At 66.3% G+C, this 16,441-nt stretch carries 20 protein-coding genes and 2 pseudogenes; 13 read left to right on the forward strand and 9 right to left on the reverse strand.

From position 1 onward, the window contains the following. Positions 1-382: 382 nt before the first annotated feature. A pseudogene (locus tag J9611_RS19810) lies at positions 383-499 on the forward strand (NAD(P)-dependent dehydrogenase); the annotation flags it as partial. Positions 500-584: 85 nt separating this feature from the next. Here the strand turns inward: J9611_RS19810 and J9611_RS19815 are convergent. The 3 genes from J9611_RS19815 to J9611_RS19825 all read right to left on the reverse strand — a co-directional run bounded on the left by J9611_RS19815 (position 585) and on the right by J9611_RS19825 (position 3,100). Then, positions 585-2,228 carry an alkaline phosphatase D family protein gene (locus J9611_RS19815; RefSeq protein WP_211882775.1) on the reverse strand — a complete coding sequence of 548 codons (1,644 nt, stop codon included), beginning with the start codon at positions 2,226-2,228 and terminating at the stop codon, positions 585-587. Positions 2,229-2,335: 107 nt separating this feature from the next. After that, entirely contained in the window at positions 2,336-2,803 is a 468-nt protein-coding gene (locus J9611_RS19820; RefSeq protein ID WP_211882776.1) for a hypothetical protein, read from the reverse strand. Positions 2,804-2,905: 102 nt separating this feature from the next. After that, a complete protein-coding gene (locus J9611_RS19825) occupies positions 2,906-3,100 on the reverse strand; it encodes a hypothetical protein (RefSeq protein WP_211882777.1) in 195 nt (64 codons plus the stop codon). 116 nt (positions 3,101-3,216) lie between these two features. Here J9611_RS19825 and J9611_RS19830 point away from each other — a divergent pair, with 116 nt between their 5' ends. Both J9611_RS19830 and J9611_RS19835 read left to right on the forward strand, forming a co-directional pair. Further along, complete coding sequence (locus J9611_RS19830) at positions 3,217-5,013, forward strand: AfsR/SARP family transcriptional regulator (RefSeq protein ID WP_246528089.1); 1,797 nt, start codon at positions 3,217-3,219, stop codon at positions 5,011-5,013. 113 nt (positions 5,014-5,126) lie between these two features. Continuing rightward, on the forward strand, positions 5,127-5,480 hold the full coding sequence (locus tag J9611_RS19835; protein ID WP_211882779.1) for a DUF6176 family protein: 354 nt from the start codon (positions 5,127-5,129) through the stop codon (positions 5,478-5,480). 69 nt (positions 5,481-5,549) lie between these two features. Here the strand turns inward: J9611_RS19835 and J9611_RS19840 are convergent, their stop codons facing one another. The 5 genes from J9611_RS19840 to J9611_RS19860 all read right to left on the reverse strand — a co-directional run bounded on the left by J9611_RS19840 (position 5,550) and on the right by J9611_RS19860 (position 9,218). Next, positions 5,550-6,797 carry a plasmid pRiA4b ORF-3 family protein gene (locus tag J9611_RS19840; protein ID WP_211882780.1) on the reverse strand — a complete coding sequence of 416 codons (1,248 nt, stop codon included), beginning with the start codon at positions 6,795-6,797 and terminating at the stop codon, positions 5,550-5,552. Positions 6,798-7,225: 428 nt separating this feature from the next. Beyond that, positions 7,226-7,639 (reverse strand): hypothetical protein, encoded by a 414-nt coding sequence (locus J9611_RS19845; RefSeq protein WP_211882781.1) that lies wholly within the window; start codon positions 7,637-7,639, stop codon positions 7,226-7,228. Positions 7,640-7,725: 86 nt separating this feature from the next. After that, positions 7,726-8,052 (reverse strand): hypothetical protein, encoded by a 327-nt coding sequence (locus tag J9611_RS19850; protein ID WP_211882782.1) that lies wholly within the window; start codon positions 8,050-8,052, stop codon positions 7,726-7,728. Between the two features lie 33 nt (positions 8,053-8,085). Next, entirely contained in the window at positions 8,086-8,490 is a 405-nt protein-coding gene (locus tag J9611_RS19855; RefSeq protein WP_211882783.1) for a VOC family protein, read from the reverse strand. Positions 8,491-8,711: 221 nt separating this feature from the next. Then, on the reverse strand, positions 8,712-9,218 hold the full coding sequence (locus J9611_RS19860) for a hypothetical protein (RefSeq protein ID WP_211882784.1): 507 nt from the start codon (positions 9,216-9,218) through the stop codon (positions 8,712-8,714). 184 nt (positions 9,219-9,402) lie between these two features. On the opposite strand from J9611_RS19860, the pseudogene J9611_RS19865 reads away from it, so the two are divergent. The 6 genes and pseudogenes from J9611_RS19865 (at position 9,403) to J9611_RS19890 (ending at position 13,945) form a co-directional block, all read left to right on the forward strand. Next, positions 9,403-10,274, forward strand: a pseudogene (locus J9611_RS19865) (class I SAM-dependent methyltransferase). 194 nt (positions 10,275-10,468) lie between these two features. Beyond that, positions 10,469-11,080: a helix-turn-helix transcriptional regulator gene (locus J9611_RS19870; protein ID WP_211882785.1), complete on the forward strand. Its 612-nt coding sequence runs from the start codon at positions 10,469-10,471 to the stop codon at positions 11,078-11,080. Then, positions 11,077-11,472, forward strand: coding sequence for a DUF6036 family nucleotidyltransferase (locus J9611_RS19875; RefSeq protein WP_307857164.1), 396 nt, complete (start codon positions 11,077-11,079; stop codon positions 11,470-11,472). The genes J9611_RS19870 and J9611_RS19875 overlap by 4 nt, the downstream gene beginning before the upstream one ends. Before the next feature lie 125 nt (positions 11,473-11,597). Beyond that, positions 11,598-12,869 (forward strand): IS21 family transposase, encoded by a 1,272-nt coding sequence (gene istA, locus J9611_RS19880; RefSeq protein ID WP_211882787.1) that lies wholly within the window; start codon positions 11,598-11,600, stop codon positions 12,867-12,869. 6 nt (positions 12,870-12,875) lie between these two features. Beyond that, a complete protein-coding gene (locus J9611_RS19885; protein ID WP_211882788.1) occupies positions 12,876-13,643 on the forward strand; it encodes an ATP-binding protein in 768 nt (255 codons plus the stop codon). 116 nt (positions 13,644-13,759) lie between these two features. Then, positions 13,760-13,945, forward strand: coding sequence for a hypothetical protein (locus J9611_RS19890; protein ID WP_211882790.1), 186 nt, complete (start codon positions 13,760-13,762; stop codon positions 13,943-13,945). Positions 13,946-14,172: 227 nt separating this feature from the next. Here the strand turns inward: J9611_RS19890 and J9611_RS19895 are convergent, their stop codons facing one another. Then, positions 14,173-14,376 (reverse strand): cold-shock protein, encoded by a 204-nt coding sequence (locus J9611_RS19895; protein WP_024365339.1) that lies wholly within the window; start codon positions 14,374-14,376, stop codon positions 14,173-14,175. 248 nt (positions 14,377-14,624) lie between these two features. Here J9611_RS19895 and J9611_RS19900 point away from each other — a divergent pair, with 248 nt between their 5' ends. The 4 genes from J9611_RS19900 to J9611_RS19915 all read left to right on the forward strand — a co-directional run bounded on the left by J9611_RS19900 (position 14,625) and on the right by J9611_RS19915 (position 16,285). Further along, positions 14,625-15,062 carry a helix-turn-helix transcriptional regulator gene (locus J9611_RS19900; protein ID WP_211882792.1) on the forward strand — a complete coding sequence of 146 codons (438 nt, stop codon included), beginning with the start codon at positions 14,625-14,627 and terminating at the stop codon, positions 15,060-15,062. A gap of 10 nt (positions 15,063-15,072) precedes the next feature. Then, complete coding sequence (locus J9611_RS19905) at positions 15,073-15,474, forward strand: VOC family protein (RefSeq protein ID WP_211882794.1); 402 nt, start codon at positions 15,073-15,075, stop codon at positions 15,472-15,474. 149 nt (positions 15,475-15,623) lie between these two features. Then, a complete protein-coding gene (locus J9611_RS19910) occupies positions 15,624-15,890 on the forward strand; it encodes a type II toxin-antitoxin system Phd/YefM family antitoxin (RefSeq protein WP_211882796.1) in 267 nt (88 codons plus the stop codon). Between the two features lie 8 nt (positions 15,891-15,898). After that, a complete protein-coding gene (locus J9611_RS19915) occupies positions 15,899-16,285 on the forward strand; it encodes a type II toxin-antitoxin system VapC family toxin (protein ID WP_307857165.1) in 387 nt (128 codons plus the stop codon). Positions 16,286-16,441: the final 156 nt, after the last annotated feature.

Raw genomic sequence — 16,441 nt, forward strand, 5'->3', positions numbered from 1 at the left:
ACTTTGCAAATCCGGGAAATTCTCCCGGAATTCACCCGGTGGAGTGAATCCGCCCAGCAAAACATGAAGCAATTTTCAATTCCGGCGTCCAGTGCCCGAAGAATTGCTTCACTTTTTTGTTGGGGTTGGCCGCCACTCTCCGGTGGCGACTCAGAAAACAATACACGCCCTGAGTCCTCGGCACAAATCCGCTGGCGGAGAGACCCCCAGGCAACAAATCCCCGGATTGGCACGGAATACCGGCATAGCCACCCGCGGAAAGGTCCGGTCACAGGCCCGGGCGGGTTTTGTGGACCGCGCCACAGTCTTCAACGGAACAGTCTGCAACAGAACCGCCGTCGTCCGTTGCGGGAGCACCAAAGGGCTGGGAGCTATCGCGGCACGCGCCGGCCAGCCGGCGGAGCTCGCCCCGGCCTACGTGTTCCTCGCGTCGGCGGAGTCCAGCGACGTGGTGGGCGAAACGCTGAACGTCAACGGCGGCATCCCCACGTGGCATTGAACGCCCGACGGCGGGTGGCCGGCAACCGTTGCCAGCCACCCGCCGTCGGCGTCCCGCCGGAAGTGCGTCGGGGGACAGTGCGCCCTCACCGCTCCGGTTGCAGGTCCTTGCTCCAGAGCACGGTGCCGTTGGCGTTGCGCAGGCTGACGGTGAAGACGTCGTCGTCGCCGAGGTCCACGTGGCCGAAGTACTGGCTCTCGCCGCTGCGCGGGGATTCGTTGGCGTAGGCGCCGGCCTTGAAAAACTCCACCTCGGGGCCGAACGTGCCGTCCAGCTGGTTGGGCCCGAAGCTGCCGGCGTTGATGGGGCCGGCCACGAACTCCCAGAAGGGGTCGAAGTCCTGGAAGGCGGCGCGTTCCGGCGAATAGTGGTGGGCCGCGCAGTAGTGCACGTCGGCCGTCAGCCAGACCACGTTCTTCACCCGGTTCTTCTTGAAGGCGGAAAGCACCCCGGCGAGCTCGAGCTCCTTGCCCAAGGGGGCGCCGGCGTCGCGGTTTGAGAGGGATTCCTGGTTCACCGGCCCGTCCGGCACGATCACTCCAAGCGGGAGGTCATTGGCGATGACTTTCCAGGTGGCCTCGGACTTGCTGACTTCCTTGATCAGCCAGTCCGCCTGCTCCTGGCCGAGGATGTGCGTGAGGTTCGTTTCCTTGCCGTCCGTGTTGGGGTCCTTGAAGGTGCGCATGTCCAGGCAGAAGATGTCCAGCTGCGGCCCGCGGGAGATCTTGCGGTAGATGCGGGCCGGTTCAAAGCCGGTGCTGCCGTCACCGGACCTGCCGCTCAGCCCCGCGATCGGCTGGTATTCCTGCCACGCCTGGCGGCCGCGGGCGGCGAGCACATCCACCCGGCGTTCGGTGTAGCGGTCGTCGGTGATGATCTGCCCGGGGTACCAGTTGTTGTGGGTTTCGTGGTCGTCCCACTGGGCGATCACCGGCACCTCGGCGTACAGGGCGCGGATGTTCTTGTCCATCATGTTGTAGCGGTGCCGGCCGCGGAACTCGTTGAGCGTCTCCGCGACCTTGGACACCTCCTCGGTGACCAGGTTCCGCCAGATGTTCCCGTCCGGCTCGGTGGCCTGCGCGGCGATGGGCCCGTCGGCGTAGATGGTGTCGCCGGAGTGGATGAAGAAGTCCGGGCGGGTGGCGTGCATTGCGGCGTAGCCGCGCATGCCGCCGATCTCCTCGTTGATGCCCCAGCCCTGGCCGGCGGTGTCGCCGGTCCAGACGAAGCTCTGGCCCCGGGAGGCGCGGCCGCGGTTTCCGCCGCCGCGGTCTTTGTCGCCACCACGGCTGTCCGGTGCGGTGACGAAGGAGCCCTGTGCGGTTTCGCCGGCGTTGCCGCCGGCGTCCTCGAAGTGCATGGTGAGCGCGAACCGGGTGCCGGCCGGGAGCCCGCGGGCGTTGATCCTGGCGGTGAAGTCGGTCGCTTCGCTGGCGGCGGTCCCCCGGAGCACCCGCTGGAAGGCGCCGCGTCCACGGAGCGGGGACCCGCCGTCGTCGACCGCCAGCAGGCTGGCCAGCAGACGGCCCGGGCCCGACGCGCGGGACCACAGGACGCCGGAATCGGTAGTGACATCGCCGGTGGCGATGCCGGACGGGAGGGTCAGGCGGTTGCGGACCAGCGCGACGCCGGACGGCCCGGCGGCGTGGGCCGTTCCGGGAACGACGGCGGCGGCACCGGCGGCGGCGATGGCACCTTTAAGGACATTTCGGCGGGTGAAGGAAGTCATGGCCCCATCCTTGACCGGCCGCGTGAACCGCCGGCGACGCCGGCGTGAACACTGCCCTGATCCAGCTTGTCGAGTTCCCGGAGACTCCAAATCAGACGGTCAGTCGGTCAGCGTGAAGTCACGTCGTCCACGAACGCCACCTGGGCGACATATTGCTGGTACAGCTTCAGTGCCTCGTCGGTGTCGATGTGGCCAAAGCTCAACGTGTCCCGCAGCCCCTCCAGCTGGGCGTTGGCTGTCTCGGCCGCGCTGACCCGGTCCGACAGTGAATGGGAGTTGGCGAAATTTGTGGCGAGCGCCGCGGCCACGGACAGCAGCACGGCAAAGAGGCAAAGGACACGCCAGACTATGGAGTCGTCACCCAGCGAGAAGACCCTGCTGAGTGCTTCGGTGAAACCGGTGCCTCCGAATGCCGGGCCGGCGGTGAGCATGGCGGCCAGGGCGCTGCCCCCGACGCTGACGTTGGAGAGCTTGTTCCGGCGTGGGCGCTCCCGGCCCAGGTACGAGCGGACGGCCTGCTGCTTCTGTTCGATGCGGGCGGAAAGCAATTGTCGCGTATCCGATGTTTCATCCATGAGCTGCTACCAGCCTCCCTCGCCGACGGTGCCAGCCTCAGAATCCCACCGCCCCGTCGTCGTGTCCAGACTCGACGACGACGGCGACGGCGGCCAGCGCGCCTACCGGAACCACAAAGCAGGCGGAATACGGCTCGGGGATCCTGAGAACGGTTCGCTGGGCAGGTTGCCGGCCGTCCAGGATGCGTTCGAGCGCTCCTCGGGGATATGGCCGTGGCCGTCCTTGAGCACTGCGCGGAACGTGGCACCGCCGGAGACCAGCACGATTCCGGCCAGCAGGACTATGAACATTTCCATTGTGATTCACCTCGGGTGAAGAGCGGATTGGATGGCCCCAGTCTGTCCAGCAGCCGTGTGAGCAAGCGTGTGAATCCGCAGCGACGCCGCCAATCCCCCGGCGTACCATGGCTCGTATGGCCGACACCTGGATTCGGCTCCTCGGTCCGCCCAGGATCGAGGCCCCTGATGCAACCATCCCGCAGCCCCGGGGCCGCAAGGCCTGGGCGGTGCTGGCCTACCTTGCGCTGCAAACGGGTGGCACCGGCCGGTCCCGGACTGCCGCACTGCTCTTCCCCGATGCCGAGGATCCGCTGGGGGCGCTGCGCTGGAACCTGTCCGAGCTGCGGCGGACCCTTGGCGGCGCGGCGATCGGGGGTGACCCCCTGGAGCTGGCCTTGCAGCCCGGCTGGCACTGCGACGCCGCCGCACTTCGTGACTCGGCCGACGGCGTCGCCCCCCGGATGCTCGACGGCCAGTTACTGGAGGGGCTGTCCTTCGGGGATTGTCCGGTTTTTGATTCCTGGCTGGCGGACCAGCGGTACCGCCTCGAGAACTGTGTCCAGTCCCTGCTCTATGAGGCGGCCCTGGCCGCCCTTGCCTCCGGCGCGGCCGGCGAGGCGGTCGAGCTGGCGTCGCAGGCGCTGCGCCGGGATGCCTTCAACGCGGACTGCAACGCCGTCCTCGTGAAGGCGCTCGTCGCGCTGGGAGAGCACCGGCGGGCACGTGAGCAGGTCGCCAAATGCGCGGACCTCTATCACCGCGAGCTCGGCCTGCCCCTGCCCGCGGAGGTCCGGCGTGCCTTGTCGGATTCGGCCCCGGCGGCGGACCCCGGTGTGCCGGCGAGCGCGGCGGCGGTGCGGTCCTATCTCGACGCCGGCGCCGCCTCGCTCTCGGCGGGTTCGGTCGACCGGGGACTGGATCAGCTGCGCGCCGCCGTCGGACTGGCCCAGCGCACGGCCGACCGCCACCTGCTCGCCGAATCCCTCGTGACGCTGGCCGGGGCCGTGATCCATCAGGCGGGCGGACGCGGCGCCGAGGTCGCCGATTTCCTGCACCGTGCGCTGTCGGCGGAAGCGGCCGACGGCGTCTCCCGGACTGCCGCTGCCGCCTACCGCGAGCTGGGCTACCTGTCCGTGCAGCGGGGCGTCCCGGACCGCGCGGCCGGCTGGCTTGACCGGGCGATGCTGGCCGCGGCGGGAATCCCCGACGAGCAGTCCAGGATCCTGGCGATCAAGGGCATGCTGGCGTCGGACACCGCGCACTACGGGGACGCCGTGGCGGCCTTCACCGAGTCCGGAACGCTCGCCGAAGCAGCCGGGAACCTCCGCCAGCAGGCCTTCAGCGGCGCCTTGCTCGGCCGCGTGCACCTCCTCCGCGGGCAGGTGGAGCAGGCGGCCACGGCTTTGGACCAGGCCCTGGGCCTGATCGCGGCCGAACACTGGACGGCGTTCGAGCCCTTTGTTGCCGGGCTGCGGGGCGAAACCTACCTTGCGGCCGGCCGGCTGGAGGAAGCCGCGGCCTTCATTGACCGTTCCTGGGTCATGGCCGACCTGGCCGGCGACCACTGCTACATGGCCCTCGCGGCAGGCGCCGAGGGCCGCCTGTTCCTGGCCCATGGCGATCTCGCTGCCGCCGAACGCTGGATCGACCGGGGGCTGGAACCCGCCCCCTGGTACCTCTGGTACTCGGCCCGGCTGCTGGACGCCGCAGCGGAAGTCGCCATTGCGACGCGGTCGCCGCGGGCGGAGGAATTCGCCGCGCGCCTGGGCAGGCTGGCCAGCCGCAGCGGGATGCGGGAATTCGTGGTCCGGGCGCAGTCGCACCGGGCGGTCCTGGGCGACGCGGCTGCCGCCGAGGCCGTGCCCTGGCTGGCGAAAGAGATCGACAACCCGGCGTTGACCGCGTTCCTGGTGCAGCGCCACGGCGGGTGAGCGCGCAGTGTCCCTGTCCGCGGACCCTGTCCCGCCGTCGGCCGCGGGACTACGATTCAGCTGCACCGGTGGGACTGCCACCGAGCTGGTTACTGCGTGGAAGGACAGCTGTCATGGAATGCATTACGTGGTTCGCGCCGATTCTGCCCGGGAAAGTGGAGGAGTGGAAGGCGTTCGACCAGTCGATGAGCGGCCCGCGCAGGGAGGAGCACGAACGCTCCCGGAAACGCATGGGCGTGGTCCGGGAGGTCGCCAGTCTCATGCAGACCCCGCAGGGGGACTTCGTCTGCCTCTTCCACGAGGGCGAAGACCTCACCAAGGCCTTCCAGACCCTCGCCGCTTCGGAGGATCCCTTCGACGTCTGGTTCCGCGAAAACCTCGTCAGCCTGCACGGGCTGACGGTAGAGATGCTGCAAGGCCCTCCCCCGGCCGAGGTCTTCTTCGACTACCGCGGAGACGCCGCCTGACCGGTGGTTGAGCGTGATCGGTGGTTGAGCCTGTCGAAACCCCGGCGGCGGCCCGGCCCAGCTTCCGGCTTACGCTGCGCTGAGCAGCCCCTGCACCTGCAGCAGGAACTTCCGGCCGCCGTCGGTCAGGCCAGACTCCTCGCTGGATTTGCGTTCCGGGAACGTCAGCTGCAGGCATTCGAGCGTCCAGCGCACATCGAGGTACAGGTCCACCCCGGCCTCCGGGGGTATCGCGGACCCGTCCTTCATGCGGAACCCTGCCACGGTCAGGACGTCGGCGATGATCCGTTGCAGCCGGTCCCAGGATGGTGTGGAGCCGTCCAGCATCCAGGTGACCACAATCCCGGTCACCACCGCCGTCGCCTGCTCCGGCGGGAAGACCACGGCGTCGGCGAGGTAGTCCCACAGCTTCCGCCCGCCGTCGTACGTCTTGCGGCCCGCGGGTGAAAGGACCAGCCGGCCCTTGCTCTTGCGCAGCAGTTTCCAGGCCTGCAGCTGCTGCCGGACCAGCAGCACGGGACGGGTCTGGCTTTCGCGGTTCGCCTTCCCCGGCCAGCGGTATTCCCAGCCGAGTTCGTGCATCGCCTGGACCACCACGGCCGGCTTGAGGTAGCCGTCCTGGGTCAGCTGTAGCCCGTCCGGGGACGCCTGGGCCAGCAGCCACTGGACGGGACGGACGACGGCGTTGACCTCCGCTTCCGTGGGCGGTTCCGGCCAGAACCGTTGGGCGAGCCCGTCCAGCCGCCGGTTGAGCGCCGGCAGGTCGAACGCGTGCGGATCAAAGGTGCCGGCGTCGTGCCCGGTGGCGAACGTGTACCAGCCGGAGACGTCCTGGTGTTCGGCGTGCCCGGGATCGGCCAGGACCTCAATCACGCGCGTATAGCCGTAGGGTCCGCCCGAGTCCTCCACCGGGCCGCGGTTGGCGCCGTCGACGCAAAGCAGGGCACCCGCCGGAAGCTCGGCGGACCCCATGACCTCGAAGGTGTGCGTCCAGGCGTCGCCGAAGTCGTACTCGTATTCCAGCGTTGCCGGGCCGGTCTGCTGGGCATCCAGCAGTTCAAAGAGCACGACGCCGGAGGCCGGCTCGGCGTCGATGTCCTCCGCCGCCTCGTCGGGTCCGACGATCATGCGGGGCTGGCCGCGGCGGTCAACGCACCGGATCCCGTAGACGTGGCGGTTTTCCCAGCCGAAAGCCGCCTGGAGGACCCGGTGCAGTTCCGGGATGGTGATGGTTTCCGGGACCAGGAGGCGCCGCCAGATCTCGGGCTCGGTGTCCTGGATGCGGACGAGCAGGTCGTAGGCGGGGACGGTTTCCATGCTCGCCATCTTGCCAGAGCCGCCGGCCACGGCCCCCTTGGCCCGAGCCTCCCGCGCGGCGCCTCGTGCCTGGCGATGCGCAAATGCCCTGTCGCTACCGAAATTCCGAATTCCGGTAGCGACAGGGCATTTGCTCGTCGTGGGGCGGGTTGACGACTTGGGGCCCGGCCCGGCGGCGCCGCCAAAGACCTGGAACTCTACGAGGGAGAGGCGGCCAAGGGCTTCAGAGTGATGTCGGGAACCGTAATAGATTTCGGTCCGTCGAGGCCCATGACAAAGACATGGACGAAGTTGAGCGGCACGGTGGTTGCGCTTTCCGGCAGCTGGCTCTCAAAGTTGATGGTTCCCTTCCGGACTCCTCCAGGCCGGGCGTCTATCACCTTGGGTCATCCGGATCTTCCGATTGCGAACTGCACCGGCAGGCTGCTTCAGGTTTTCGTGAGCCCGTCGAGCGGCAGCCGTGCGGCAAAGCCGGCCGCACGAAACCATTCTTTGGCCCAGGCCTGGACGGCATCCATCCTGAGTTGCTCAAGAACCCGCTCCGGGGGTCCCTCGAAGACGGATTTCCCATCCGTCAGGCCTGCCCTGGTCCCGCTGTCGGCGAGGAGCCGGAACAGGGCGGACTGATCCACGAAGGGAAGCTTGTCTCCGTTACCATCGGTCAGCACTCCCCAGCGCGACGTGAACAGCGAAAAAGTCTCCGGGCATTCGCCGTTGTCCAACACGAGCGGACAGGCCTTTCCGTCAAGCTGAATCCGCCGGTAGTTGCGCTCCGTTTCGTCCAGTGCCATCAATTGGCGCTCATCGAGCCACGAAACCCAGACCGTGGTGTACTCCCCCATCCGGACATACGGGGCGGCCGCGATGTATCCGGCCTTGCTGACGTGCGCGGAGTGGCCAACGCCAAAGTTGTGCAGCTTGCCCCGGATCAGCGCACGATCCTGCTGACAGGCTGCCTGTACTTTGCGAACTTTCTCCTCAGCACGTCGGGGCTGGAATTCGAGCCGATTGAGACCACCAGAACCCGGGAGTCCAGCGGGGCCGCGCCGGCTTCATCGAGAGCCTTGTCCAGGCAGCAGGAGGACAATGAGTCTTCTGCACGATCCCGCAGGTGCGATTGTCCCAACGGTCTGCCGGCGGCCAGCTGCAACGGCAGGAAATCATTGCCGTTGATGACACCCGAGGTCGGCGGTGGATCCCACGGATATTGCAGGGGATCAATTTGGCTGGCATCGCTCGTTCCGAGTATTTCCATAGGTCCGGCACTGTTTTTTCTGGCAACTCCCGATCAGGATGACGCGAGGCGCGCCGCGGGAATCGTCGGCTCGAATAGTTCGATCGGATTGCCCGAAGGGTCGTCGATCAGTACCTGCTTGCCGCCCACGCCCGTCACGATGTCATTGCGGAACTGCACGCCTGCGTCGCGGAGGGTCCGCACGGTTGCCGCGAGGTCGGACACCTCCAGGGTGAACCTGTTCCAGCCGCCCGGCGCGGGACTGGTGCCGTCGGGCATGCTCTGGCCTCCTCCGCCCTGGCCGCTCGGAGCGCTGAGCAGCAGCCTCAGATCACCGCGGTCGAGCATGGCAAAGGGCGGGGCGGGATGCATGACGAGCGTGAATGCCAGATGTTCGCGGTAGAAGTTGATTGCGGCATCGACATCATCGACGATGTAGCGCACGCTGACGGTGGCCATGAGGAGACCTCCTTGCTCTGCACTCAGGACTACGCCCGACGCCGTGGTCTGTCAACGCGCCGAGTATCAGATACGCACAGTGCGGCAACCTTCGGTAAACGGCTGTATACGTGCCGCGCGGCAAGGGACCGCCCGTAGGGGCGACCTTGAGCGGACGCCTGAAGGAGTAGATGAATCCCGATGGTGATTGGCATTCGAGGGGATGGGCACGTGTGGGAGGCTTATTCGCGGCTTCTGAGCCGGATTGTCCGTGCCTGGTGGATGGCGGCCAGGGCAACGGCGCTGGCTGTGAGCCTGAGGGCGTGGACCCTGTACCACCGCTTCAACAGGGGTCTGCGGCGCATCTCGCTGAGCGGCTGCGGGCTGAAGAAGAGGTCGGGGTTGATGGACCGGAGCAGGTACGCTGTAGCGGCCGCACCCGTCGTGGAGCCGGCGGCAGCCACTACCAGCCAGACCCTGCTGTCGGAATGATGCCAACCTGCCACGAGGGCAGCGATGGCGGCAGGGGCGTTGATCGGGGCGATCGGGGCGTAGTAGCGGCCGGGGCTTCCCGCCCCAAAGGGGGACCGGGGCAGTTCACGGCTTGCTTCCGAGGCCGCGACCCGGTGCGGGATTTTGGCGAGGGCCTCATAGAGATTGCCGAAGAACCAGTGCGCGTGGCTGAACTCCGCGACACCCAAGAGCCGATCAGCGAGCAAATCCCGGCGGCCTGAGGAAATCTGTTCCATGCCCACAATCTACCGCCGCTGCCCAGCGCCAGGCCACGTAGTCCATGTGGACGGTCGCCAGGACCCGGTACCGCAGGCACCTTTACATCCGGGCCCTCGGCGGCCAAAATAACTCGCATCACAGCCTCCACTGGACCCGCAGCGCGCTGTCACCCAAAACCGGCCACAGCAGAGGGGCACAGACATGAATGACAAGGCTGATGCAACCGAGGCGGACCTGGCGCTGAAGCAAAAGCACCGCGCCATGTGGGCCCAGGGCGACTACCCAGCCCTCGCCAGCGAATTGATCCCGGACCTCGGAGCAATCCTCGTGGACGCCTGCGGCATCAAGCCCCGCCACCGCGTCCTGGACGTGGGCGCCGGCGCCGGCAACGCGGCCATTCCGGCCGCCATGATGGACGCTGAAGTAGTGGCGAGCGATCTCACCCCCGAAATGTTCGACGCCGGCCGCCGGCAGGCAGCCGATCGCGGCGTTGAGCTGGAATGGAAGGAAGGGGACGCCGAGGCGCTGCCGTTCCCCGATAACGAGTTCGACGTCGTGATGTCCTGCCTGGGCGTGATGTTCGCACCACACCACCAGGCGGGGGCGGACGAACTGGTGCGGGTCTGCAAACCCGAGGGCACCATCGGCCTGCTGAGCTGGACCCCCGAAGGGTTCATCGGGAAGATGTTCGCCGCCATGAAGCCCTTCGCTCCCCCGCCCCCGCCCGGCGCCCAGCCGCCGCCGCTCTGGGGCAGCGAAGACCACGTCCGCGGGGGCTCTTCGGCGACAGGATCACCGATGTCCACGCAGCAAAGCAGACTGTGACAATCAGCAGCTTCCACCATCCTGAGGACTTCCTGCACTACTTCAAATCCCACTACGGCCCCACCATCTCGGTGTACAAATTCCTTGCAGGAGACGAGGACAAGGTCAAAGCCCTGGACAAGGCGCTCACCGAGCTGGCCGACACCTACAGCGACGCCCACGGTGATGCGCCGTCGCAGATGGAGTGGGAGTATCTGCTGCTCACCGCCAAGAAGGCGCGCGCAGACACCAGTACGGCAGCGCGGTAACGGAGAACCGGCCCCTACTTCACCGTGCCGGCACGTCACGCCGCCTCCGAGTCCGGCGCCGGCCGCAGCCCGGTCAGCGATGCCAGAGACGTGACCCCGAGCGGACGGCGGCGAAGTCAGTTGCGCGTGCCGGCTTCACCGGATTCTCATCCACACTCTATGATTGATATCTCCGACATGGAGGTGGAATTGACGTGCAGAGTATCCACGATGCCGGGGAGCTGGGCGGCCTGGTCAAGCAGCATCGGATCCGCGCCCTTCTGTCGCAAGAAACCGTTGCCCAACAGGTGGGTGTCAGCCGTTCCACCATCATCGATCTGGAGCAGGGCCGGAACGTTTCAATCGCCACCGCTCTGAAGGTCCTCTCCCAGCTGGGGGCGGGCCTGTCCGTCACTGGGGCGCCCCCGTCTCCGCCGCTGCGCTGGACAGCCGACAGAACAGCGCGGGAGATCAAGCGGGAGCTCCGCAACGGGGATCCGGATTTTGCCATGCGGGTTCTGGCGATGGCGACCGATTATTTCGATGATCTTCGCCCGGCCGACCGCCGCAAGTTCCTTGAGGTGCCCGCCTCCACGGGCCGCAAACGCTGGGACGCCCTGTTGGCCCGGACCCTTGCCTACAAGTGCCACCAGCACGGCCTCAAAGCGCCGGGCTGGACGCGCGTCCAGCCGCTGTCCAGCAAGTGGTATGCCACTCCGCGCAGTCATGTCTCGCAGGCCTGGAAGCAGCGAATGGCAGCGAACACGCCCAAAGAGTTTGCCGACGCCAACATCATCTTTGACGCCCGGAACCTGACCTCGGTGTGAGTCCCTCCCCCACGTCCTATGGTCCCGAAGAGGTCAAAGATCTCCTTCGTGAGCTGGCGCGCCGGCTCCAAACTCTCAATGTGGCGGCCGATATCTATCTCGTCGGCGGGGCTGCCATCGCGGTCGAATATAGTTCCCGCCGGTCCACCACAGACATCGACGCGGTCTACCAGCCGGAACAAACCGTCAATGAGGTTGCGCGCGAGATGGCAGACGACATGGGTTTGGAACCCAAATGGCTAAACAGTTCAGCCAAGGCCTGGGTGCCGAATGCAACTGATGCAGAGGCGACAGCCGTCCCGGTCGCAGACAACCTGACGCTCCGGGTGGCCTCGCCCAGGTTTCTCCTGGCCATGAAGATGGCGCCCGTGGCGCATAGCCCCTGGTGGTAGCGCCTGTCTGGGCAGTTGGTAGCACGATTCTGGGTTGTTGGTAGCGATGGCCGGGTGGTCGTGGTTTTCTGTCGTTTACGGCGGCGCGCTGGGCGCCGCCGTTTCTTTGCAAGGAGGCAAAGATTATGCCGGATTACCGGGCGATTATGGCCCTGTTGTTGCAGGGCCGGAGTTATCGGCAGATCGTTGACCTGGTGGCGACGCTCCACCATGAGCCGGGCATGGCCATGTTTGTCGACTGGGCGGGCGACACGATCCCGATCGCCGACGCGGTGGCCGGGAAGAGCGTGAAGGCCTATTTGTTTGTCGCCGTGCTGCCCTTTTCCGGGTACGTTTTCTGCCAGGCGTTCACGGACATGCGCCTGGAGGCCTGGGTGAACGCCCATGTCGGCGCGTTCGCGTTCTACCAGGGCATCCCGCAGATCGTCGTCCCGGACAACACACTGACCGCGACGCACCGGAAGGCCAAGGGTGATGCGGCACGATTCGTCAACGACAGGTACCGGCAGATGGCCGAGCACTACGGCACGGCGATCGTGCCGGCCCGCGTGAGGGCACCCCGCGACAAGGCTGCTGTGGAATCGGCGGTGAACACCGTCAACAAGCGCGTGATCGGGTACCTGGCCGAGGACGTCTGGATGACGCTGGCCGAGCTGAATGAGGCGATCGCCGAACGGGTGTGGGAGATCAACCACGAGATCCGCCGCGCTGACGGCACGACCCGGTTCGAGAGGTTCACCGCCGAGGAAGCCCCGGTGCTTTCCCCGCTGCCCGAGGCCGTGTTTGAGCAGGTGGAATGGAAGGAGCTCAAGGTCGGGCGGAACTACCATGTTACGGCCGACTACCAGCACTATTCCGTGCCCTACGCCCTGGCGGGGCGGTTGCTGCGCATGCGCCTGACCGGCACGCGGGTGACGGTGTTCGACGGGCAGCAAGTCGTTGCCGAGCACCCGCGGAAGATGGGCCGGAAGGGGCAGTATTCAACGGATCCGGCCCATGTGCCGCATCAGCACCGCAGTGTTGCCGGGCTGTGGTCCCGGGACTGGTTCATCGACCGTGCCCGCACGTTCGGCCCTCCCACCGTCCTGGTCATCGAGCAGGTCCTGGACCGGCGCGAGATTGAAGCACAGGGCTACCTGGACTGCCAAAACATCCTCGAGACCCTGGGGAAGAAGAACAAGCAAAAGCTCGAAGCGGCCTGCCAGGAACTGGTGAACATGCGCGGCTACCCGTCCTACTCCACCCTGAAACGATTGATGGCCGGCATTGACAGCGACACGAAACGACCCGCCCCGGTGAAGGCGGCCGCCTCGAACCTGCTGAACAGCAACGCCGCCACCGCCGAGCTGCCAGACATCTACGTCCGCGGCGCGGACTACTACCGGGAAGAGCGGTGACCGGCCATGTTCACCAGTGACGACTACGAGAAATTCCGGGCCCTGCGCGTCACGCACGTGGCCACCCGTTTCGAAGAACTCATCAACGACGAGAGCTACGACCAGCTCACCCCAGAACGGCTCTTCCTCACCGCCGTTGACGACGCCCTGGATGCGCGCCGGGCGAACCGGATCGAGAAACTGATCCGCCAGGCCGGGTTCCCGATCCCGACCGCTTCGATCGCGGAAATCGACTACCGCGAAGGCCGCGGCATCAACCCCAACAGGATGAAACGCTACGCTTCCCACGACTGGAAGACGGAGCCAACCAACCTGCTGATCAGTTCACCCACCGGCGGAGGGAAAACCTATCTGATCTGCGCGATCGGCATTGCCGCCTGCGAACGAGAACACGAAGTCCTCTACATGCGCATGGACGACCTGGCACGCAAACTTGTCATCGCCCGCGGCGACGGGATCGCCCACCAGGACCTGCTCGCCAAGCTCGCCAACGCCGACCTGCTGATCATTGACGACTTCCTCACCGTCGGCATCGATCCGAACGCAGCCAGCGACCTGTTCGCGATCCTGGCCGACCGGGAACACCGGCTCCCCACCATGATCGCCAGTCAAACCGGCCCCGACTACTGGGCACAAGCGCTGCCCGACCGGGTCGCCGCGGACTCCATCGTCAACCGGCTCGCCAACAACGCCCGCACCATCAAACTCGGCGAAGTCGACATGCGGCGCCAACGGAGCCAGGAAGCACGCCAAACCGGCGGATTCTGGGAATAACACACGGCCCAAACCGCCAACCAAACTGATGACCGGGCAGCCCCAACAACACAGGCGCTACCCGGTCATCAGAACACCGCTACCAACAACACAGACCACCGCTACCATCCGAGGCTATGTGCCAGCCCGGACGTGACCGCGACATCCATGACATCGCCGTGCTCTGCAAGCTATTACGCATTGGGACGGCCCAAGAGGCCGTGGATATTGCCCTCGAACTGTATGGGGAAGATTCCATGCAGCTGACCAACCAGGATGACCTCCTGCTTATTGCGCAAGAGGCGCTTGACACCATCACCTGATTGACCCGAGGAGCCTGGCCGCGGTGGTGGCCGGGGACCGGCTGTTGATCACGGCCCCCAACCGGGTCGCAGTTGTTGTCGTTTTCAGGGCTCAAAACGGCCCCAACTGCCAGCTACTTGGGCCCGGGCCCGCACATGTGGGTTAACAAAAGCAGGGCCCGTCAAAGACGGGCCCTGCTCGAAACCTTGCGGCCCCGGACTCAGAAGAGTTAGCTGGAAGCTAAGTCTTAGAGAGCCTGGATGTTTACGGCCTGCGGGCCCTTGGGGCCCTGCTCGGTCTCGAAGGAGACCTTCTGGTTCTCTTCGAGGGAGCGGAAGCCGGAAGAGGCGATCGCGGAGTAGTGTGCGAAGACGTCCTGTGAGGAGTCATCGGGGGAAATGAAGCCGAAGCCCTTTTCAGCGTTAAACCATTTGACGGTACCAGTAGCCATTATTTTTTGTCCTTCGTGAAGGTGGGGGAAAAGTCCCGACTTTCGGGTCCTCCGGTGTGGGGTGTTCAAAACCGCTACTTCAGAAGAACAAGGTCTTGCAACCTTGCGTACTGCCTGAACTACGAAACTGCATAAACACAACAACAGGATCAACACTACAGGAGATTTGTGGGGCGGGTTACCACCGCGGCTGGCACGGTGCAGTCTTCCAGGAGCCAACGCGGGACGTCGACAACTACAATGGCGGCATGACACCACAGGAGTTGGCCAACCTGGTGCACCTGCGCCGGGCCCGGGACCTGATCGACCGGGAATACGCCCGGCCACTCGATGTGCCCACCATGGCCGCCGGTGCCCTCATGTCCCCGGCGCACTTCTCCCGCCAGTTCAAGGCGGCCTACGGCGAGGCGCCGTACAACTACCTCATGACGCGGCGGATCGAACGCGCCATGGCGCTGCTGCGGGCCGGTGCCAGCGTGACGGATGCCTGCATGGAGGTCGGCTGTACATCGCTGGGCTCGTTCAGCTCCCGGTTCACCGAGATCGTCGGCATGCCGCCCAGCGCGTACCGGGCCCGGGAGCACCACGCCGTGAAGGCCATGCCGTCGTGCATTGCCCGGCAGCGCACGCGGCCCGCGCGCAAGCCGAGCAGGATTGAAGAAGCGCCCCCGCGGCCGCTGCAATAGCGTGTGGGACATGAACATTTCACTGCAGTACTCACACATCACCGTCAACGACCTCGACGAGTCGCTCGCGTTCTACCGTGACGTCCTCGGCCTGGACGTGCGCAACGACGTCGGCTCGGACGGACACCGCTGGGTCACGCTCGGCAGCGCGGCCCAACCCGATCTGGAGCTCGTGCTGTCCGTCCCGCACGCCGGCCGCTCCCAGGACGACGGCGACGCGCTCCAGCAGCTGCTCACCAAGGGCGTCCTGCCCAATATCGTGTTCCGCACGGACGATCTCGACGCCACGTTCGAGGCCGTCCGGGCCGCCGGCGCGGAGGTCCTCCAGGAACCCATCGTCCAGCCCTGGGGCCCGCGCGACTGCGCCTTCCGTGACCCTTCCGGCAACATGGTCCGCTTCAACCAGGCCTGACCCGGGAACGACGCCGGGGATGTCGCCGCGGGTGCCCCAAGGGGGCCGCGCAGACATCCCCGGCGCCCCCTTGTCGAGGTTTTCTTTGAGTCATCGCGCAGTCCTTCCGCCCCCGGCACCCGGTTGCTACGATTGCTACGGAGGCAGCCATGACAACCATTCCGCACCGCGAACTGCGCAACCAGAGCAGCAAGATCCTGGAGCGCGTGAAAAACGGGGAAACCATTGACGTGACGAACAACGGCGAAATAGCCGCCACCCTGATTCCTCCGTCCTCCTCCCCCTTCGAGCGGCTGCTCCTGGCAGGGCAGGTACGGCCGGCCGCCGGCGGCGCCGTCGACTTCCGATCCCTGCCGCGGGTCGCCTCGGCCACCGGCACGGCGGAAATCCTGGCCGACCTTCGCGGGGACCGTTGATTATCTATGTGGACACCTCGGCTGTGCTCAAACTCGTGGTGGAGGAGAAGGAATCATCGGCCGCCGCCAAGTACCTCTCCAGGGCCGTGGCCCAGGGCGGCACGCTGGTAGCTTCCATGCTCCTCTACACGGAGCTGCACTGCGCGGCACACCGGCGCGGATTCCCCGGCGAGCTGGTCAATGCCGTGCTGGGCGGCATCAATCTGGTGGATCTGGCGCGCCCGGACCTGATGTACGCGGCTGCCCTGCCCGGCGGACTTAGCAGCGCAGACGCCATCCATCTGGCGGCGGCAATCCGGCTGGAGGCCGATGTCATGGTCGCCTACGATGCCGGACTGCTGGCCGCCGCCGTGGACGCCGGCCTCAACGTCCTGTCCCCGGGAGCCGGGGTCTGACCGCGGGCGGAGCCGCACTCCATGATGCGCCGGGCAGCCGTTGCCTCATTAGAAACCTCCGGCCTAGGAGAGCGCTGAACAAGGGGCAATCCGGAGATGGGATACGGCTTCCGGGCCGCTCTTCGGAGCTTTGGGCGGCCCGCTGACGGCCTGGGA

This window comes from Pseudarthrobacter albicanus, from assembly GCF_018224015.1.
Taxonomy (GTDB): domain Bacteria; phylum Actinomycetota; class Actinomycetes; order Actinomycetales; family Micrococcaceae; genus Arthrobacter; species Arthrobacter albicanus.

Coding starts and splice junctions, on each gene's coding strand:
- J9611_RS19815 (WP_211882775.1), bottom strand. CDS start 2,228: ATGACTTCCTTCACCCGCCGAAATGTCCTTAAAGGTGCCATCGCCGCC.
- J9611_RS19820 (WP_211882776.1), bottom strand. CDS start 2,803: ATGGATGAAACATCGGATACGCGACAATTGCTTTCCGCCCGCATCGAA.
- J9611_RS19825 (WP_211882777.1), bottom strand. CDS start 3,100: ATGGAAATGTTCATAGTCCTGCTGGCCGGAATCGTGCTGGTCTCCGGC.
- J9611_RS19830 (WP_246528089.1), top strand. CDS start 3,217: ATGGCCGACACCTGGATTCGGCTCCTCGGTCCGCCCAGGATCGAGGCC.
- J9611_RS19835 (WP_211882779.1), top strand. CDS start 5,127: ATGGAATGCATTACGTGGTTCGCGCCGATTCTGCCCGGGAAAGTGGAG.
- J9611_RS19840 (WP_211882780.1), bottom strand. CDS start 6,797: ATGGAAACCGTCCCCGCCTACGACCTGCTCGTCCGCATCCAGGACACC.
- J9611_RS19845 (WP_211882781.1), bottom strand. CDS start 7,639: ATGGGGGAGTACACCACGGTCTGGGTTTCGTGGCTCGATGAGCGCCAA.
- J9611_RS19850 (WP_211882782.1), bottom strand. CDS start 8,052: ATGGAAATACTCGGAACGAGCGATGCCAGCCAAATTGATCCCCTGCAA.
- J9611_RS19855 (WP_211882783.1), bottom strand. CDS start 8,490: ATGGCCACCGTCAGCGTGCGCTACATCGTCGATGATGTCGATGCCGCA.
- J9611_RS19860 (WP_211882784.1), bottom strand. CDS start 9,218: ATGGAACAGATTTCCTCAGGCCGCCGGGATTTGCTCGCTGATCGGCTC.
- istA (WP_211882787.1), top strand. CDS start 11,598: ATGCCGGATTACCGGGCGATTATGGCCCTGTTGTTGCAGGGCCGGAGT.
- J9611_RS19885 (WP_211882788.1), top strand. CDS start 12,876: ATGTTCACCAGTGACGACTACGAGAAATTCCGGGCCCTGCGCGTCACG.
- J9611_RS19890 (WP_211882790.1), top strand. CDS start 13,760: ATGTGCCAGCCCGGACGTGACCGCGACATCCATGACATCGCCGTGCTC.
- J9611_RS19895 (WP_024365339.1), bottom strand. CDS start 14,376: ATGGCTACTGGTACCGTCAAATGGTTTAACGCTGAAAAGGGCTTCGGC.
- J9611_RS19900 (WP_211882792.1), top strand. CDS start 14,625: ATGACACCACAGGAGTTGGCCAACCTGGTGCACCTGCGCCGGGCCCGG.
- J9611_RS19905 (WP_211882794.1), top strand. CDS start 15,073: ATGAACATTTCACTGCAGTACTCACACATCACCGTCAACGACCTCGAC.
- J9611_RS19910 (WP_211882796.1), top strand. CDS start 15,624: ATGACAACCATTCCGCACCGCGAACTGCGCAACCAGAGCAGCAAGATC.